The 17,759-nt window shown below is 72.4% G+C and carries 19 protein-coding genes; 11 read left to right on the top strand and 8 right to left on the bottom strand.

The window, feature by feature from the left end; translation table 11 throughout:
* The first annotated feature begins 30 nt into the window (after positions 1-30).
* Genes kdpB through O3S82_RS04790 form a run of 10 tightly spaced genes read left to right on the top strand, consistent with a single transcriptional unit; the run spans position 31 to position 9,176 of the window.
* Positions 31-1,989, top strand: a complete 1,959-nt coding sequence (kdpB, locus tag O3S82_RS04835) for a potassium-transporting ATPase subunit KdpB (protein WP_442864728.1) — start codon at positions 31-33, stop codon at positions 1,987-1,989.
* Between the two features lie 5 nt (positions 1,990-1,994).
* Complete coding sequence (kdpC, locus tag O3S82_RS04830) at positions 1,995-2,606, top strand: potassium-transporting ATPase subunit KdpC (protein WP_269305993.1); 612 nt, start codon at positions 1,995-1,997, stop codon at positions 2,604-2,606.
* A gap of 4 nt (positions 2,607-2,610) precedes the next feature.
* On the top strand, positions 2,611-5,115 hold the full coding sequence (locus tag O3S82_RS04825) for a sensor histidine kinase (RefSeq protein ID WP_269305991.1): 2,505 nt from the start codon (positions 2,611-2,613) through the stop codon (positions 5,113-5,115).
* Complete coding sequence (locus O3S82_RS04820; protein ID WP_269305989.1) at positions 5,112-5,804, top strand: response regulator; 693 nt, start codon at positions 5,112-5,114, stop codon at positions 5,802-5,804. Before O3S82_RS04825 ends, O3S82_RS04820 begins: the two co-directional genes overlap by 4 nt.
* Positions 5,805-5,864: 60 nt before the next feature.
* Positions 5,865-6,194 (top strand): PadR family transcriptional regulator, encoded by a 330-nt coding sequence (locus O3S82_RS04815; protein WP_179425769.1) that lies wholly within the window; start codon positions 5,865-5,867, stop codon positions 6,192-6,194.
* A 1-nt stretch (position 6,195) separates the two neighbouring features.
* Positions 6,196-6,546 (top strand): DUF1048 domain-containing protein, encoded by a 351-nt coding sequence (locus O3S82_RS04810; RefSeq protein WP_269305986.1) that lies wholly within the window; start codon positions 6,196-6,198, stop codon positions 6,544-6,546.
* Positions 6,543-7,301 (top strand): ABC transporter ATP-binding protein, encoded by a 759-nt coding sequence (locus O3S82_RS04805; RefSeq protein ID WP_179425773.1) that lies wholly within the window; start codon positions 6,543-6,545, stop codon positions 7,299-7,301. The genes O3S82_RS04810 and O3S82_RS04805 overlap by 4 nt, the downstream gene beginning before the upstream one ends.
* Positions 7,298-8,083 carry an ABC transporter permease gene (locus tag O3S82_RS04800; protein WP_269305983.1) on the top strand — a complete coding sequence of 262 codons (786 nt, stop codon included), beginning with the start codon at positions 7,298-7,300 and terminating at the stop codon, positions 8,081-8,083. The genes O3S82_RS04805 and O3S82_RS04800 overlap by 4 nt, the downstream gene beginning before the upstream one ends.
* Positions 8,080-8,715 carry a class I SAM-dependent methyltransferase gene (locus tag O3S82_RS04795; protein WP_269305981.1) on the top strand — a complete coding sequence of 212 codons (636 nt, stop codon included), beginning with the start codon at positions 8,080-8,082 and terminating at the stop codon, positions 8,713-8,715. Before O3S82_RS04800 ends, O3S82_RS04795 begins: the two co-directional genes overlap by 4 nt.
* Positions 8,716-8,747: 32 nt before the next feature.
* The gene (locus tag O3S82_RS04790; RefSeq protein WP_179425779.1) at positions 8,748-9,176 is read left to right on the top strand and encodes a hypothetical protein; all 429 of its coding nucleotides are present in this window, start codon (positions 8,748-8,750) and stop codon (positions 9,174-9,176) included.
* Here the strand turns inward: O3S82_RS04790 and O3S82_RS04785 are convergent.
* From O3S82_RS04785 to O3S82_RS04770, 4 genes are read right to left on the bottom strand one after another with little or no spacing between them, the layout of a single operon-like run.
* Positions 9,136-9,615 (bottom strand): MarR family winged helix-turn-helix transcriptional regulator, encoded by a 480-nt coding sequence (locus O3S82_RS04785; protein ID WP_179425781.1) that lies wholly within the window; start codon positions 9,613-9,615, stop codon positions 9,136-9,138. The genes O3S82_RS04790 and O3S82_RS04785 overlap by 41 nt on opposite strands.
* Complete coding sequence (locus O3S82_RS04780) at positions 9,608-10,465, bottom strand: LLM class flavin-dependent oxidoreductase (protein ID WP_269305978.1); 858 nt, start codon at positions 10,463-10,465, stop codon at positions 9,608-9,610. Before O3S82_RS04780 ends, O3S82_RS04785 begins: the two co-directional genes overlap by 8 nt.
* On the bottom strand, positions 10,462-12,240 hold the full coding sequence (locus tag O3S82_RS04775; RefSeq protein ID WP_269305976.1) for an FAD-binding oxidoreductase: 1,779 nt from the start codon (positions 12,238-12,240) through the stop codon (positions 10,462-10,464). Before O3S82_RS04775 ends, O3S82_RS04780 begins: the two co-directional genes overlap by 4 nt.
* A gap of 9 nt (positions 12,241-12,249) precedes the next feature.
* Positions 12,250-12,900, bottom strand: coding sequence for a dihydrofolate reductase family protein (locus tag O3S82_RS04770; protein WP_269305973.1), 651 nt, complete (start codon positions 12,898-12,900; stop codon positions 12,250-12,252).
* Between the two features lie 68 nt (positions 12,901-12,968).
* Between O3S82_RS04770 and O3S82_RS04765 the strand changes: the two genes are divergently transcribed.
* On the top strand, positions 12,969-13,466 hold the full coding sequence (locus tag O3S82_RS04765) for a hypothetical protein (RefSeq protein WP_179425787.1): 498 nt from the start codon (positions 12,969-12,971) through the stop codon (positions 13,464-13,466).
* 6 nt (positions 13,467-13,472) lie between these two features.
* Here the strand turns inward: O3S82_RS04765 and O3S82_RS04760 are convergent, their stop codons facing one another.
* From O3S82_RS04760 to O3S82_RS04745, 4 genes are all read right to left on the bottom strand, one after another.
* Positions 13,473-13,880, bottom strand: a complete 408-nt coding sequence (locus O3S82_RS04760) for a hypothetical protein (protein ID WP_269305971.1) — start codon at positions 13,878-13,880, stop codon at positions 13,473-13,475.
* Positions 13,881-13,900: 20 nt separating this feature from the next.
* Complete coding sequence (locus O3S82_RS04755; protein ID WP_269305969.1) at positions 13,901-14,842, bottom strand: DUF1214 domain-containing protein; 942 nt, start codon at positions 14,840-14,842, stop codon at positions 13,901-13,903.
* Between the two features lie 3 nt (positions 14,843-14,845).
* Positions 14,846-15,103, bottom strand: coding sequence for a GlsB/YeaQ/YmgE family stress response membrane protein (locus O3S82_RS04750; protein ID WP_179425793.1), 258 nt, complete (start codon positions 15,101-15,103; stop codon positions 14,846-14,848).
* 62 nt (positions 15,104-15,165) lie between these two features.
* Positions 15,166-17,739, bottom strand: coding sequence for a LuxR C-terminal-related transcriptional regulator (locus tag O3S82_RS04745; RefSeq protein WP_269305966.1), 2,574 nt, complete (start codon positions 17,737-17,739; stop codon positions 15,166-15,168).
* Positions 17,740-17,759 lie beyond the last annotated feature (20 nt).

Raw genomic sequence — 17,759 nt, 5'->3', positions numbered from 1 at the left:
AGCACGCTCGGCCGCCAAGCGCTCGACCAGATGCCGGCGGCGCTGCGCAAGCTCGACCCGCGCCACCTGTGGCGCTCCCCCGTCATGTTCATCGTCTGGCTCGGCTCGCTGGCCGCCACCGTGGCCGCGATCGCCGACCCCGGCACCTTCACGATCTCGATCGCGGCGTGGCTGTGGCTGACAGTGCTCTTCGGCAACCTCGCCGAGGCCGTCGCCGAGGGCCGCGGCAAGGCGCAGGCCGCCTCGCTGCGCGCCACGCGCACGGACACGATGGCTCGGCGCCTGACTGCCAACGGTGAGGAGCGCGTGCCCGGCACCGAGCTCGCCGTCGGCGACCGCGTCGTGGTCGAGGCGGGCGAGGTCATCCCCGGCGACGGCGACGTCGTCGAGGGCATCGCCTCGGTGGACGAGTCGGCCATCACCGGCGAGTCGGCGCCTGTCATCCGCGAGGCCGGGGGCGACCGCAGCGCCGTCACCGGCGGCACGCGCGTGCTCTCGGACCGCATCGTCGTCCGCATCACCGCGGCGGCCGGCGAGACCTTCCTCGACCGGATGATCGGACTTGTCGAGGGCACGTCCCGACGCAAGACGCCGAACGAGATCGCCCTGTCGATCCTGCTGACGAGCCTGACGTTCGTGTTCCTGATCGCGGTCGCGACGCTCGCGCCGATGGCGGACTACGCCGGGGCGCCGCAGGACCCGGTCGTGCTGGTGGTCCTGCTGGTCTGCCTCATCCCCACCACGATCGGCGCGCTGCTGTCGGCGATCGGCATCGCGGGCATGGACCGGCTCGTCCGCGTGAACGTCCTGGCCATGTCCGGCCGCGCCGTCGAGGCCGCGGGCGACGTCAGCACCCTGCTGCTCGACAAGACCGGCACGATCACGCTGGGCAACCGCCGGGCGACGCTCCTCATCCCCGCTCCCGGGATCGACGAGGAGCGCCTGCGTGACGCGGCCAGGCTGGCGAGCCTCGCCGACCTCACGCCCGAGGGCCGCTCGATCGTCGAGCTCACGAAGGGCGGCGACGAGGCACCCGCGGGTGCGGAGTTCGTCGAGTTCACCGCCCAGACGCGCATGTCGGGCGTGGACCTGCCGGACGGGAGGTCCATTCGGAAGGGCGCGGGCTCGGCCGTGACGGCGTGGCTCGGGGTTGCCCCGTCCGACATCGTGACGGACACGATCGACTCGATCGCCCGGCTCGGCGGGACGCCCCTCGTGATCGCCGAGACCGACCCCGACGGCAAGGGCACGGTGCTGGGCGTCGTCCAGCTGACCGACGTGGTCAAGCAGGGCATGACCGAGCGCTTCGAGGAGCTGCGCGCGATGGGCATCCGCACCGTCATGGTCACCGGCGACAACACGCTCACCGCGCGGGCGATCGCGAAGGAGGCCGGCGTCGACGACTTCCTCGCCGAGGCCACCCCCGAGGACAAGCTCGCCTTCATCCGCAAGGAGCAGGAGGGTGGTCGGCTCGTCGCGATGACCGGCGACGGCACCAACGACGCCCCCGCGCTCGCCGCCGCCGATGTCGGCGTCGCGATGAACAGCGGCACCGCCGCCGCGAAGGAGGCCGGCAACATGGTCGACCTCGACTCGGACCCGACGAAGCTCATCGACATCGTCGAGATCGGCAAGCAGCTGCTCATCACGCGGGGCGCGCTGACCACGTTCTCGATCGCCAACGACGTGGCCAAGTACTTCGCGATCATCCCGGCGATGTTCGTGGCGGCCTACCCGTCGCTCGACGCGCTCAACGTCATGGACCTGGCCACACCGGAGTCGGCGATCCTCTCGGCGGTGATCTTCAACGCCCTCGTGATCGTCGCCCTCATCCCGCTGGCGCTCCGGGGCGTGCGGTTCCGCGCGGCCTCGGCCGTCTCGGTGCTGCGCCGCAACGTCCTCGTGTTCGGCCTGGGCGGCGTGCTCGTCCCCTTCGCCGGCATCAAGCTCATCGACCTGCTCGTCTCGAACCTCCCCGGAATCGGCTGATCATCATGCTCCTCACCACCCTCTCCGACCTCGGTCGCCAGTCCCTCGCGGCGCTGCGCCTGCTCGTCGTCCTCACGCTCGTCCTCGGCATCGCGTACCCGGTGGCCACGTGGGGCGTCGGCCAGGCGTTCGGGGAGCGCGCCGCCGGTCAGCCGGTGGAGGTCGACGGCCGCGTCGTCGGCTCCCGTCTGCTGGGCCAGTCCTTCGACGGCCCGCAGTGGTTCCACGCGCGGCCCTCGGCGAACGACCACGACCCGCTCGCGTCCGCGCCGAGCAACCTCGGCCCCCTCAACGAGGACCTGATCGCCACGATTGCGCAGCGTCGGGCGGAGGTCGCGCAGCGGGAGTCCGTCCCCGAGTCCGACGTCCCGCCGGACGCCGTCACCGCGTCGGGCTCAGGGCTCGACCCCCACGTCTCCCCCGCGTACGCCGAGCTCCAGGTGGAGCGCGTCGCCCGCGCGAACGGGCTCACGCCGGCGTACGTGCGGGAGCTCGTCGCGGCACACACGCAGGGCCGGTTCCTCGGCATCCACGGCGAGCCGGGTGTCAACGTGCTCGAGCTCAACGTGGCCGTCGCCGAGGCGGCTGCCGGGAGCGCCGGCGCGGGTGGAGACTGAGCACGTGGGAACGGCGAACGAGCGCGGCACGCTGCGCGTGTACCTCGGCGCCGCACCCGGCGTGGGCAAGACGTTCAAGATGCTCGACGAGGGCAACCGCCGGCTCGCCCGCGGCACCGATGTCGTGGTCGGCTTCGTCGAGACCCACGGCCGGGCCCACACGATCGACGCCGTCGCCGGGCTCGAGGTCGTCCCACGGGCCCGGAGGCAGTACCGCGGCACCGTGCAGGAGGAGCTCGACCTCGACGCGATCCTCGAGCGCCGGCCCGCGGTCGTGCTGGTCGACGAGCTCGCCCACACGAACGTGCCGGGCAGCCGTCACGAGAAGCGCTGGCAGGACGTGGAGGCCCTGCGCGACGCCGGCATCGACGTCATCACCACCGTCAACATCCAGCACCTCGAGTCCCTGAACGACGTCACCGAGTCGATCACCGGCGTCCGCCAGCGCGAGACCGTGCCCGACGAGGTGGTCCGCGGCGCCGACCAGATCGAGCTCGTCGACATGAGCCCGCCGGCGCTGCGCCGGCGCCTCGCGCACGGCAACGTCTATGCCGCCGAGAAGGTCGACGCCGCGCTGCACCACTACTTCCGCGAGGGCAACCTCACGGCCCTGCGCGAGCTCGCGCTCCTGTGGCTCGCCGACCGGGTCGATGAGGGCATGGACCGGTACCGCGAGGAACATCGGATCACCGGCACGTGGGCCACCCGCGAGCGGATCGTCGCCGCGGTCACGGGCGGCCCGGAGTCCACCACCCTGATGCGCCGCGCCGCCCGGATCGCGTCGCGGCGGGCGGGTGGCGAGTGGCTGGCGCTCTACGTCACGCGCCACGACGGACTCAGCTCGATCTCACCCGACCGCCTGACCGAGCTGCGCGCGAAGACCGAGGAGCTCGGCGGCACGTTCCACACCGTCGTCGGCGACGATGCGGCGGAGGCCATCCTGGCGTTCGCCCGGGCCGAGAACGCCGACCAGGTGATCATCGGCGCCAGCCGGCGCGGACGGCTCTCCACCCTGCTGCGGCCCGGGATCGGCGAGCGCGTCATCAGCGCATCGGGCGACGTCGACGTCCACATCGTCACGCACGACCACGCGCGGGGTCGCGGCTCCGCGTCGCAGCGCCCGGACCCCGCCCTGAGTCCCCGGCGCCGGGCTGTGGGCTTCGCGTTCGCCGTGCTCGCACCGAGCCTGCTCAGCCTGCTGCTGTGGTGGACCGACTCCCTGCACGGGCTGCCGTCCGAGGCGATGCTGCTCATGACCGTCGTGGTGGCGACCGCGCTGATCGGCGGCCTGTGGCCCGCCGTGCTGTCGGCCGTGCTCAGCGGGGTCCTGCTGAACGTGCTGTTCACGCCGCCGCGCTACACGCTCACGGTCGCCGAGCCCGAGAACGCCGCAGCACTCGTGCTGTTCGTGCTCGTGGGGATCGCGGTGGCGAGCGTCGTCGGCATCGCCGCGCGACGAGCCGCCGAGGCCCGGCGAGCCCGTGCCGAGGCGGACAGCCTCACCGTGCTCGCGCACACGCTGCTGACCTCCGGGCACGACCTCCGCGCGCTGCTGACCTCGGCCGTCGAGCTCTTCGGTGCCGACGGGGCGGCGGTCCTCCGGACCGACGGCCCGGAGATCGTCGCCACCGTCGGGGACGCGCCGACGAGTCCCGAGACCGCCACCACCAGCACGTCCATCGACGACCGGACGGTCCTCGCCCTGCGCGGTGGCGCCCAGCACGCCGACGAGCGCGGGCTGCTCAACGCGTACGCCGCCTACGCGAAGGTGATGGCCGACCGCTCGCTGGCGCAGGAGGCGGAGGTCGACCGCCACCGTCTGGAAGAGGCGAACCGGACGCGCACGGCGCTGCTCGCGGCGGTCTCGCACGACCTGCGGTCGCCGCTGGCCGCGATCAAGGTCGCGGTCGCCAGCCTGCGCGGCACCTCGGTCACCTTCTCGCCCGAGGACGAGGCCGCCCTCCTGGAGACGATCGAGGAGTCCACCGACCGGCTCACCGCGCTCGTCACGAACTTGCTCGACATGAGTCGCATCCAGGCCGGCGCCGTGACCGCGCACCCGAGCGTGGTGGGACTCGAGGACGCCGTCCTCTCCGCGCTCGCGCCGCTCGAGTCCGGTGAGCGCATCCGCGTGGACGTCGCGCCCGACCTCGATGTCCTCGCGGACCCCGGCCTGCTGGAGCGGGTGCTGGCGAACATCGGCGAGAACGCCGTGAAGTACACGCCCGCGGACACCCCCATCCGGGTCGACGCCGCGGTGGTCGGCGGTCGCGTGACGCTGCGCGTCGCCGACACCGGTCCGGGCATCGGCGACGGAGACCTCGAGCGCATCTTCGCCCCGTTCCAGCGGCTCGGCGACGTCCCGGGACAGGACGGCGTGGGCCTGGGGCTGGCCGTCGCCCGCGGCCTGACCGAGGCCATGGGCGGGACGATCGCCACCGAGCCCACCCCCGGCGGCGGGCTCACGTTCGCCATCGACCTCCCCCGAGCGACCGAGGAGCAGCCATGACGTTCGTGCTGGCCGTCGACGACGACCCCGCGATCCTGCGCACGCTCGGGATCAACCTGCGGGCGCGCGACTACGACGTCGAGACGGCGGGCGACGGTCGCTCCGCGCTGCAGATCGTCGACGAGCGGATGCCCGACGTGGTGCTGCTCGACCTCGGCCTGCCCGACCTCGACGGCATCACCGTGCTGCGGCGCCTGCGCGAGTTCACCCAGGTTCCGGTCATCGTGGTCTCGGCGCGCACCGAGCCGGACGACAAGGTCGAGGCGCTCGACCTCGGCGCGGACGACTTCATCACCAAGCCGTTCTCGATCGAGGAGCTGATGGCACGCATCCGCGTGATGACGCGGCGCGCCGCGGCCGAGCCCGCCCTCGTCGTCCGCGCCGGCGACCTGACTCTCGACGTGACGGAGTCCCGCGCCACCCGCGACGGCGAGGAGATCCACCTGACGCCGCTCGAGTGGAAGATCGTGGCGGCGCTGGTGCGCCGGCGCGGCCGGCTGGTGCGCCAGGGCGAGCTGCTGCGTGAGGTCTGGGGCCCGGGCTACGAGGGCCAGTCGAACTACCTGCGCGTCCACCTCGCGAGCATCCGCCGCAAGCTCGAGACCGATGCCTCGCGCCCCACGCTGTTCGTCACCGAGCCCGGCATCGGGCACCGGTTCGATCCGCAGGACATGCCAGCAACCCCTTGACCACTACTCAGTGATGCTATCTACTGGTACTCAACATCACTGAGTAGCAGCAGGAGTGACGTGGGCAAGCAGCTGACCGAGATGCTCAAGGGCACGCTCGAGGGGATCGTCCTGGCGATCCTGTCGGACCGTCCGGCGTACGGCTACGAGATCACCTCGTGGCTGCGCGACCGGGGGTTCGCCGAGATCGCGGAGGGCACGGTCTACGCCCTGCTCATCCGCATCGAGAAGCGCGGGCTCGTCGACGTGTCCAAGGTGCCGTCCGAGAAGGGCCCGCCGCGCAAGGTCTACTCGCTCAACGACGAGGGCCGGCAGTACCTCGACGAGTTCTGGGAGACGTGGAGCTTCCTGACCGAACGACTCGCCCAGCTCCACGAAGGAGAGAACTGACATGACCAACCCCATCTCCCGCATGATCGGCGAGAAGAAGCAGTGGCGGCAGTACAAGGCGCGCGTCGCGGCACTCCCCCAGCCGCACCGCGCGGCCGCCGAGGCGGTCGAGCACTACCTGATGCGCGTCGGCGCGGTGTTCGTGAGTGACGCCCAGGGCCTGATGCAGATGTTCGACGACCTGGCCGAGCTCTTCGAGCAGTCCGCCGCCGACGGCACGCCCGTCCGCGACATCGTCGGCGACGACCCGGTCGCCTTCGTCGAGGACTTCATCACCAACTACCCGTCCGGCCGCTGGCTCACCAAGGAGCGCGAGCGGCTGACCGAGGCGATCACGAAGGCGGGGACATGAGCGCGATCAGCGTCCGCGACGTCCGGAAGTCGTTCGGCACGGTGGAGGTGCTGCGCGGGGTCGACCTCGAGATCGAGACTGGCAGCGTGTTCGCCCTGCTCGGCTCCAACGGCGCGGGCAAGACCACGCTGGTGCGGATCCTGGCCACCCTGCTGCGTGCCGACGCCGGCGAGGCCACGGTCGAGGGCTTCGACGTGGCCACGCAGGGCGGCGACGTCCGCGGCGCGATCAGCCTCACCGGGCAGTTCGCCGCCGTGGACGGGATGCTCACGGGCCGCGAGAACCTCGTGCTCATCGCCCGGCTCCGGCACGTCGACGATCCCGGTGCCGTCGCCGACGAGCTGCTCGCGCGGTTCGACCTCGTCGAGGCCGGCGCCCGGCGCGTGGGCACCTACTCCGGCGGCATGCAGCGGCGGCTCGACATCGCGATGAGCCTCATCGGCGACCCGCCGGTCGTCTTCCTCGACGAGCCCACCACCGGGCTCGACCCGCAGGCGCGGCTGGAGGTCTGGCGCACGATCGAGCGACTCGCCGCCGGCGGCACCACCGTGCTGCTCACCACGCAGTACCTCGACGAGGCCGAGCACCTCGCCGACCACATCGCGATCCTGCACGGCGGCCGGATCATCGCGCACGGCACGCTCGAAGAGCTCAAGCGGCTGCTGCCGCCCGCGAAGGTCGAGTACGTCGAGAAGCAGCCCACCCTCGAGGAGATCTTCCTCGCGATCATCGGCACGCCCGAGGAGGCGGCATGACCACCCACTCCGTTCGATGGACCCCCCTCAGTGACACCGCGGCCCTCACCGGCCGGTCGCTGCGGCACGTGCTGCGCAGCCCCGACACGATCATCACGACCACGGTCATGCCGATCATGTTCATGCTGCTGTTCGTCTACGTGTTCGGCGGCGCGATGGAGGTCGGCACCGACGACTACGTCGACTACCTGCTGCCCGGCATCCTGCTGATCACGGTCGCGTCCGGCATCGCCTACACGGCGTTCCGGCTGTTCATGGACCTGCAAGGCGGGATCTTCGAGCGCTTCCAGTCCATGCCGATCGCCCGGTCCGCCGTGCTGTGGGCGCACGTGCTGACCTCGCTCGTCGCGAACCTCGTCTCGCTGGCCGTCGTGGTCGGTGTGGCACTGCTGATGGGCTTCCGGTCGAGCGCCGGCGTGCTGGAGTGGCTCGCGGTGCTGGGCCTGCTGGTGCTGTTCACGCTGGCTCTCACGTGGCTCGCCGTGATCCCGGGACTGACGGCGAAGTCCGTCGACGGCGCGAGCGCATTCGCGTACCCGCTGATCTTCCTGCCGTTCCTCAGCTCGGCGTTCGTGCCCACCGAGACGATGCCCGGACCCGTGCGCGCCTTCGCCGAGAACCAGCCGGTGACGTCGATCGTGGACGCCCTCCGCGGGCTGCTCGACGGGCAACCCGTCGCCTCGGACGTGCTGATGGCGACCGCCTGGTGCGTGGCCCTCCTGGTCGCCTCATGGGTCCTCGCGACCGCGGTCCACCGGCGGAAGGTCAGGATGGGGGCATGACCTCCTCGCCGCAGCCCCGCTGGTTCACCGACACGAAGCCCGGCCACTCCCAGTGGTTCATCGAGCGCTTTCGGGCACTGGAGGCCGACGGCGCCGACCTGCTCGGCGAGGCGCGGTTCGCCGACATGCTGGCGGCACGCGGATCGCGGATCCTCGACGCCGGCTGCGGCACCGGGCGGATGGCGGCGGCGCTGCACGAGGCCGGGCACACGGCCTACGGCGTCGACGTCGACCCCGAGCTGATCGCCGCCGCCGAGACCGACCACCCCGGGCCGACGTATGGCGTCGCCGACCTCAGCGAGCTGGCGCTCTCGGACGTGGGCGGCGAGCCGGTCGACCTGGTCATGTGCGCCGGGAACGTGATGGTCTTCCTCGCCCCGGGCACCGAGCGGCTGGTCCTCGAGCGGCTGTGCGCGGTCACCCGTCCCGGCGGTCGCGTGGTGGTCGGCTCGCGCCCCGGAGGCGACTACGCGTTCGAGGCCCTCGACGCCGACCTCGCCTCGCTGGAGGAACGCGGCATCGCCACCGTCCAGCACCGCTTCGCCACGTGGCACCTCGACCCATTCGAGCCCGGCGGCGACTTCGCCGTCACGGTCCTGGAGCGCGGAGAGGCGCCGATCGACGTAGCGTGAAGGGGAACCCGATCCTCGAAGGAGACTCCCCCATGAAGCTGGCCGAACTCCCCCTGCGCCTCGCCACCGGAGCGTTCATCCTCAACAGCGGCCTGAGCAAGCGGAACCTGCCGCCCGAGGCGGCCGAGGGTCTCCAGGGCATGGCCGCGAACGCCGTGCCGCAGGCCAAGGAGATGGAGCCGACGGCGTTCGGCAAGGCGCTCAGCAACGGTGAGATCGCGCTCGGCGCGGCCCTGCTGGCCCCGTTCGTGCCGTCCGCGGTGGCCGGCGCCGCGCTCACCGCGTTCGGCGGCGGGCTCATCAAGATGTACCTCAGCACGCCGGGCATGACCGCCGAGGGCTCGAGCGTCCGCCCGAGCCAGGACGGCACCGCGATCGCCAAGGACATCTGGCTCGTCGGCGCCGGCCTCAGCCTGCTGATCAGCGGTCTGACGCCGAAGAAGCCCCTGATCGGGCACTGAGTCGACCGACCACCGCCTCCGCCGCGTCGCGCAGCGCCTCCAGCTGTGAGGGACTCAGCGCGTCGAAGAACAGGTCGCGCACCTGCGCCACGTGCGCCGGCGCGGCGGAGCGGACGGTCGCCCAGCCGTCCTCGGTGAGCGCCACGAGGGGCGCGCGTCCGTCCTCCACGCACGCGTCGCGGCGCACCAGGCCGCGCTGCTCCATGCGCCGGACCTGATGCGCGAGACGGCTCTTCTCCCAGCGGAGGCGGCAGCGCAGCTCGCGCGCTCGCAGGACGCCATCGGCCTCCTCGGAGAGGTGCGCCAGCACGGCGTAGTCGGCCGCCGAGAGGTCGGCGTTCGCCTTCAGGCCCTGCGCCAGCTCGGCCATCAGGTCGTCGTGCATCGCGAGCAGTGCGCGCCACGTGCGCTGCTCCTCGTCGTCGAGCCACTCAGCCACGATCGACCAGCTCGCGCACGGCGGGGGCGATCTCGGCCGCGAACCGCTCGGTCGTGGCGGTGTCATCGGACGCGACGATGAACCCACTCGTGCCGTAGGACAGCGCGATGTCCGCCAGCTGCTCGGCCGACAGGTCAGGCCCGATGTTGAGCAGTCGACGGATGTCGCGCGGGTCGCGTCCCGCGCCGACGGCGGCGTCGTCGATGCGCCGGTTCATGTCGGCCAGGTCCGACGCGCCACCCTCGAGGTACGACAGCGAGGGCAGCCAGCCGTCGGCGACCCGTCCCGTCATCCGCAGGATCCGCGGCTTGTACGCGCCGACCCAGATGCCCACCGGGTGCGCCGGCGCCGGGCCGCGCTTCGCGCCGTGCACGTCGTAGTGCTTGCCGCGCACCGAGAGGACGACGCCGTTCTCCGCGTCCCAGATGCCCCGGATGATCTCGATGGCCTCCTCGAGCGCTTCGATCGACTCGCCCGGGGTGCGGCGTGGGCCGCCCATCGCCACGATGCCGTCCCAGAACGCGCCGGCGCCGAGCCCGAGCTCGATGCGGCCACCGCTGAGCTGGTCGAGCGTGGCGACCGAGCGGGCCAGCACGGCCGGCGGCCGCAGCGGCAGGCTCGTGACGTTCGCCGCCAGCCGGACCCGCTCGGTTCTGGCCGCCACATAGGCCAGCAGGGTGGAGGTGTCGTGGAACTTCGCGACGTACGGGTGGTCCTGGAAGGTCACGAGGTCGAGACCCGCGCGGTCGGCCACGATCGCCTGCTCGACGGCGTGCTGGACGGGCCGGTTCGCCGGGGTGACGAAGGTGCCGAACAACAGGTCGTGGCCGTAGGCGGTGGTGTCGGTCATGAGGCGCTCCTGGTCTCGGGGACGTCGATGTTGAAGTTGTCGCGGAAGAGGTTGTCCGGGTCGAGCTCGGCCTTCAGCCGCCGTAGTCGCGCGAGCGTCGCCGGCGGGAACGCGTCGGCGAGCCGGGCCGGATCGTCACTGCTCTCGAAGCTCAGGTAGAGCCCGTCGGACTGGCGGCGCACGGAGTCGAACCAGTGGTCGAGCCGTTGGGCGTTCGAGCCCATCGCGGTGATCGAGTAGGTCGCGTCGCGGTGGGCGTAGGCCGTGGCGTCCGACGGCACGTCGGCGACGGCACCGCCGACGGTGCGGACCTGGAAGAAGTGCGAGGCACCGCTGTTGATCAGGTCGGCCGAGGCGGACGCGAGTCCCGGCGTCATCTCGCGGGCCAGGACCGAGCGCGAGACGGGCTCGCCGCGACCGTGGTGCGGCGTCTCGGGAAACATGTTCATCACCGCCGCATACGGCGCGACGACGACCTGCTGCTGCACGAGCGGCGCGGCCTCGGCGAACGGCTGCAGCTGGCTCACGATGACCTCGGGGTCGGACGAGTCGACCATCGCCATCACCTGCGCCATGCCCTGACCGAGGATGAGGAACGGCGTGGTCTCGCGGGGCAGGTCGGCCACGACGCGACCGAACGACTCGAGGTAGGCAGCGGGATCGGGGGCACGGAACGCCAGCTGCGCCCAGCCGACGTCGGCGACCTCGTCCACCTCGAACTCGAAGGCGACGGCGATGCCGAAGTTGGCCCCGGCACCGCGGGCCGCCCAGAACAGCTCCTCGTGCTCGTCCGCCGTCGCGCGCACGAGACGGCCGTCGGCGAGCACCAGCTCGACGGCGCGCAGGTGGTCGATGGTCAGGCCGTGCGCACGGCCGAGGAAGCCGATGCCGCCGGCCGTGGCGAGTCCGCCGACGCCCACTCCGCCGTAGTCGCCCGAGCTCAGGGCCCAGCCGTGCGGCTGGAGCGCCGTCGCGACGTCGCGCCAGCGCGCGCCGGGCTCGATGCGGACGAGCCGGGTGGCCTCGTCGAGGACCGTGATCGCGTTCATCCGACCGAGGTCGATGACGAGGCCGCCGTCGTTCGTCGAGCGGCCGCTGATGCCGTGTCCGCCGCTCCGGATCCCCAGCGGCAGGTGGCGGTGGGTGCGCGCGAAGGCGATCGCGCTGGCGACCTCGTCGGCGTTCGTCGGACGCAGGACGAGGCCGGGATCGCCGCCGCGCAGATAGGTCGATCGGAGCCCGGGGAACTCCGGATCGCCGGGCTCGACGACCCGGTGCGCAAGCTCCTCCGGGACGTGGTCGTAGCCGATGCCGGGGCGCCGCAGGGCGCGTCGGCGCGGTCCCTCGATGGCCTCGCGCACCTTCGGCAGGATCTCCACGGCGAACGTGCGCATCGCCGGCTCGTCCGCCCGGAGGACGAACGTGTCGTGCTCGAGCGCGAGCGCCGCCAGCTCGGCGATGCTCTCCGTGGTGATCGGGACCGCGCTCGCGTCGTCACGTGGCCAGACCGGGCTGACGACCTCGATGCGGCCGCCCGAGAGTCGCTCGAGGGTGCCCACGGCATGGGCGAGCATCTCGGGCGTCCGCTCGTCCGCGTCGACGCGCGCCACGAGGTGCAGCGCCTCGGTGCGCGCAGCCGCCCAGGCCGCCGTAGTGAGCGCGTCGTCGTCGGTCAGGAGGGCGAAGTCGTAGCCGAGTGCGTCGACGAGGTGGGCCGTCGCTGCCGTGGCCTCGACGCCGAACCGGAGCGGCCGGCCGTTCGCATAGGTTGACACATCAACATCTTACGTGGCCCTGCGTGAGAAGGTCACGTGCACGACACCGCTCTCGGCGGTCTCGGTGTGCGGGTCGTGGGTCAGCTCGAGGCCGCGCAGGTCGTCCCACAGGCGGATGCCGTCGCCCAGGATCATCGGCGTGATGCCCACGTGGAGCCGGTCGACGAGCCCCGCCCTGAGGAACTCGCGCACGGTCGACGCGCCGCCGCCGATGCGCACGTCGCCCCCGTTCGCCGCTTCCGTCGCCCGGTCGAGCGCCTCCTGCGGCGTGGCGGAGAGGAAGTGGAAGACCGTGCCGTTCTCGAACTCGATGTCGGCGCGCGACGTGTGCGTCAGGACGAACACCGGGACGCGGAACGGCGGCTCCTCACCCCACCAGCCGCGCCAGTCCGGATCGTCGGGGAAGGTGTGGAGGCCGAACATGCCGGCGCCCATGACCTCGGCCGCGATGCCCTCGAAGTAGGCGGCGGCGTATCGGTCGTCGACGCCGGTGGTGCCCTCGCCGCTGGTGTCGCCGAACACACGCTCGCGGAACGTGCGCGTCGCGGCGTAGGCAGCGACGAGGCGCATCCAGTCCTGCCCGATCGGGTCGTCCGGCGTCCCGTCGGTGGTGGTGGCGAAGCCGTCGAGGGAGATGTTCAGATCCACGCGCACGCTCATGGGTCCTCAGTCTGGAGGCCGCGGGGCACCCCGACAAGACCGCGCCGCCCGTCCACTAGCGTGAGCCCGTGACCACGACGACCCGCCGCTTCGGCCACCGTCTCCTGCGTGACATCGGCGCGCCCGTCGAAGGCACGATCGTCGGCGCCGCGGCCGTCACCATCGCCGGCGCGCACGCGAGCTCGGCCGCCCGTGTGACGGTCGCGTGGGCGGTGGTGATCGTCGTGTATTGGCTCACCCACGTGTACCTGCATGCGCTGCGCGACCAGCTCAGCCGCCAGGCCGCTCCGCTGCACCGGCGTCTGGCCGACAACGCCGGCCTGCAGGTCGGCGTGCTCGTCGGGGGCGTGCCGGTCATCCTGGCCTACCTCGCCGCCGTCGCAGTCGGGCTGAGCCTGAGCGAGGCCGTCTACGTCTCGATCGGGTGGACGATCGTCCAGCTCGGCGGCACGGTCTTCATCGCGTCACGCGCGGCGCGCCTGTCGACGCGCCGCGCGTTCCACGAGTCCCTCATGGCCAGCCTGCTGGGCTTCCTGCTGCTGGGCGCGAAGGTCTTCCTTCACTGACCTCGCTCAGCAGCTGAAGCCGGAGGCGGCCCGGTCGCGCGCCGCCTGCAGCTGGGCGAAGTCGTCGACGAGGGAGGCGCGCGCCTCCTCGGGAGTGGAGTTGCCGTCCACGTTCTCGACCGCGTCCTCGAAGCGGTCCCACGCGTCGTCCACCTCGTCCCAGGACGCCTCGTCGGCCTCCTCGATCCGATCCTCGGCCTTCTCGATCGCCTTGCGGACCTCGAAGCGGGCGTCGCGCCACTCGTCGACCGTGGACTGGGCGTTCAGGGTCGACCCGACGTCGGCCAGCGTGGTGCGCAGCTCGTCGATCGCCTCGCAGGCGGCGGCCTCCTTCTCCTCCTGCGACTGGCCACAGGCGCTCAGGCCGAGGGTCAGCGCACTGGCGGTCAGGACGGTGGCGAGGGTCTTCTTCATGGTGCTCCTGCTCGGGGATGTCATGGGAGGGGGACGAGTGCGGGGACCTGCCACGTGCCGTCGAGGATCTCGCGGCGCGGGCGGTACAGGCGGACGAGGAAGTTCCAGCCCTCGGGCGTGGGGATCACGTTGGGCACCTCGGGCCCGAAGTCGCCGAAGCGCACGGTGACCGAGCCGTCCTCGTTCCGGGCTGCGGTGATGTCGTTGAGGTTGTAGGCGTCGCGGTCGTTCTTCGCGAAGAAGCCCTTCGCGTCGTAGACCGAGACCGACCAGAAGCCGTCGACGGGCACGTCGCGCATCGTCAGCTCGAAGCGTCCGTCGCCCTCGGGCTGGACGCCCACGTAGGCGGCCTCGGAGCTGGGCAGTCCGCCCCAGCCCGCGGCCGTGCCGATGAGGTGGCGGACGGGATCGACGTCCTCGGGACGGCCGAACATCCGGTCGAAGCCGGTGAGGCCGCGGGCGAGGTCGAGCAGCGCGTCGCGCGTGGCGTCGAAGCTCGACGAGTCGTAGTCGGCCATCGCGAACGGCTCGGACGAGCCGGCCTCGATCGTCACCTGGTCCTGGAGGCGGTTGACCTCGGCGACGTCGGCGGGATCCTGCGAGTCCACCAGGATCCGCAGCGCCACGGCGGCATACCGCGAGCCGACCTGGGCCTGCGTGAGGCGGTGGGTGCCGGAGTCGTGCAGCACGAGCGGGACGAAGTGGCCCTCGTTGACGACCATCGCCGACAGGTACCGCTCGCCGCAGTCGGGCAGCGTCAGGATCGCGTCCTGCGCGAGGTCGACGACGGCGAAGCTGTACAGGGTGTCGCGATTGAGCCGTACGACGAGCTGGTGGTCGACGGGCGAGGGCTCGCGCACGTGCGAGAACGCGTTGACGCCGCCGGCGTCGGCCTGCAGGTCGCGAAGCATGCGGGAGTTCTCGGCGTCGACGAAGTTGTCGACGTTGACGTGTACGGGCACGGATCAGGCCTTGCGCGAGGCGAGGGCGCCCCAGGCAGCGGTCACCACGAGCGCACCGAGGAACGAGCCGATGAGGCCACTGGCCCGCAGCTCGATCCCGTCGCCGGCGATGAGGCTCGACACGAGACCGCCGAGCAGCGAGCCGAGCAGGCCGGCGACGATCGCCACCGTCCAGTTCACCGATTCCATGCGACGGCCCAGGACCATCTGCGCCAAGCCGCCTACGAGGATTCCGAACACGATGATCGCGATGATGAGCATGACGACAGCGTAGAGCTCCGACGCGTCGGCGAGCGATGGTTGCCGCGCGGTCCGCGCGCCATTCACCCTCCCAGGGTGAGTCGCACGGCCTCGCGCCGCGTCGAGGCGCCCAGCTTGCGGTAGATCGAGCGCTGGTGCGTCTTGAGCGTGTTGGGCGAGACGTGCAGCGCCGCGGCGATCTCGGCGTTCGTCATGGTGCTGCGCATGTAGGCCAGGATCTCGCGCTCGCGCGGTGAGAGGGCCGCCACGCCGGACGTCTCCTCGTCGACGGCGCCCGCGGCCAGCAGGCCGGCCACGAACTCCGGGTGGTGGGTGCCGCCCTCCAGGTGGGCCTCCAGCATCCGGCGCATGCCGGGCAGCGACAGGTCGTACGGCTGCGCGATGCCGAGCGGCACCGCCAGGTCGAGGCTGCGCTCCAGCAGCCGCGCGGCCGAGGCGTGCTGCGCGCGCTGGCGCTGGACGAGGGCGTTCAGAGCCAGCGCTGCGACCCGGAGGTAGAGGGGCAGCTGCTCCAGCGGGGACAGCCGGCGCAGCTGGGCGGCGACCTCGGGCCAGCGACGCGCCCGGCACATCAGCACGGCGGCCTGGAGTCCGATCACGGGCACGTGGCCGCGATCGACGGCGGCCCGAGCGAGCTCGAGCGCGGTCGCGAGGTCGCCCTGGGCCGCGCGGATCATCGCCGCAGCCATCGTGGAGTAGTGACCCCACGGCACGCCGTGCTGGTCGACGCTCGGGACGTCGCGCCGCAGCGCCTCGGCACGCTCCAGCCGACGCGGGTCACCGGTGTCGCAGGCCACGAACGTGCACATGATCCGCGCCAAGGGCGCGTAGGCCGCGGCCTCGTGCCGCTCGAGGACCTCGAGGAACCGGGTCTCCGCGGTCGTCGGGTCCCCCGACCAGTAGGCGATCCACCCCTCGGCGAAGGCCTCGATGCCGCCGTCGTAGACGTTCCACAGGTCGGTGCCGCGGCGCGTTCCGGGACCGAGCAGCTCCAGCTCACGCCTCGCGACCACGAAGTCACCGGCGAACGCGGCCGCGAAGGCGGCGTTGGCGTGGGCCCGGTGGGCCAGGACCGTGGCCCCGCGGCGCTCGGCGAGCTGGCTCGCGATGCGCAGCAGCTCGAGTGCGACGAGTGGCTTCCGCCGCAGTCGCATCTCCGCCCAGCCCAGCAGGAACAGCGTGTCTGCGTGCGCCGGGTCGCCGGGAGCGAGGTGGGTGCGCAGCAGCTCGTCGAGCTCGTCGCAGGCCGCCGCCAGCTCGGCGCCGTCGTCGATCACCAGCAGGCGCCCCCGGGCGAGGGCGAGCCGCGCGCGGTCGGAGGACTCGGTGGCCCGTCCCGTCGCCTGCTCCAGCAGCATCGTCGCCACGGCGCGCTGCCCGCCGAGGTCGGCGCAGACGGCCTCGACGACGATGATCACGGGGTCCTCGCGGTGGCTCTGCGGCAGGCCGTCGACCGCCGCGCGCAGGACGTCGAGGTCACCCTCGATCACGAGGGACAGCCAGTGCGCGGCGATCGTCCCCAGGACGAGGTCCGGATCGCCGGCGACGCGCGCCACGTCGAGCGCGGCCAGCGGGTCCGTGGGTCCGGCGAGGCGTGCGGCCGTGCGGCACAGCCGGACGAACTCGGCCGGATCGCTGCGCCTCAGGAGCGCGCGGCAGACCTGGGCGAAGCGGGCGTGCCAGCGGTACGCCACGTGCCCGTCGTGAGAGATGCGGGTGAGGAAGAGGCCGCGCGCCTCGGCGTCGGCCAGCAGCTGCTCCACGTCGTCGCGCCCCGACAGCTCGCGCGCGGTCCAGTGGTCGAACTGGTCGAGCACCGTGGTGCGCAGGGCGACCTCCCGCAGCGGCGCGGGCAGCCGGGCGAGGACCTCGAGCTCGATGTACTCCCCCACCGACTCCTCGGTGCCCGGAAGGGTCGAGCCGGGCGTCAGCAGGTCGAGCCGCACGGCGACGGGCCAGCCGCCCGTGGCCCGCACGATCTGGTCGGCGTCGTCCCCGTCGAGCCGAGCGTCGACGCGCCGCCCGACCTCGATGACCTCGTCGAGTGTCATCCGCAAGTCGTCGGCCGCGACCTGGACGGCACGGCCGGTCGGGCGGTGGCGGACGAGTCCGGGTGCGGGCGCTCGTGTCGCCAGGACGATCGAGAGGTGGCGTGGCGCCGCCGCGAGGAGGTCGGCCACGAGGCCGTGTTCGGTGAGGCCGGGCACCTCGTGCGCGTCGTCGAGCGCCAGGACCACCCGGTCGGGAAGCGCATCAAGCGCCGTCAGCAGCTCGCCGAGCAGCTCCTGCAGCGGTGCCGCCCGGCCTCGGAGCCGGGCAAGCGGCGCGTACTCGTCGCCCGCGGTCGCTGCCGCCGCGGCCAGCGAGGCGAGGACGACGTTCGCGAGGCGCTGGGGGTTCTGGGCGTGGGTGCTCAGCGAGACCCAGCCGACGGGGCACGACTGCGCGCGCGCCCACTCCGCCAACACCGTGCTCTTGCCGAACCCGGCCGGCGCGACGATCTCCACCGCCGACGTGCCGGCCACGGCCTCGGTCAGGACCTCGACGAGCCGAGGTCGCGGGACGATCCCGGGCGCCGGCTCGGGCGGGCGGATCGCCATCCACGGCGCCGACCCGTCGACGATGGCCTGCCCCATGCGGGGCAGGCTATCGCAGG

This window comes from Aeromicrobium sp. HA (assembly GCF_027171405.1).
Taxonomy (GTDB): Bacteria; Actinomycetota; Actinomycetes; order Propionibacteriales; family Nocardioidaceae; genus Aeromicrobium; species Aeromicrobium tamlense.
Note: the sequence above shows the minus strand (reverse complement) of the source record. Positions and strands in the feature narration are given on the sequence as shown.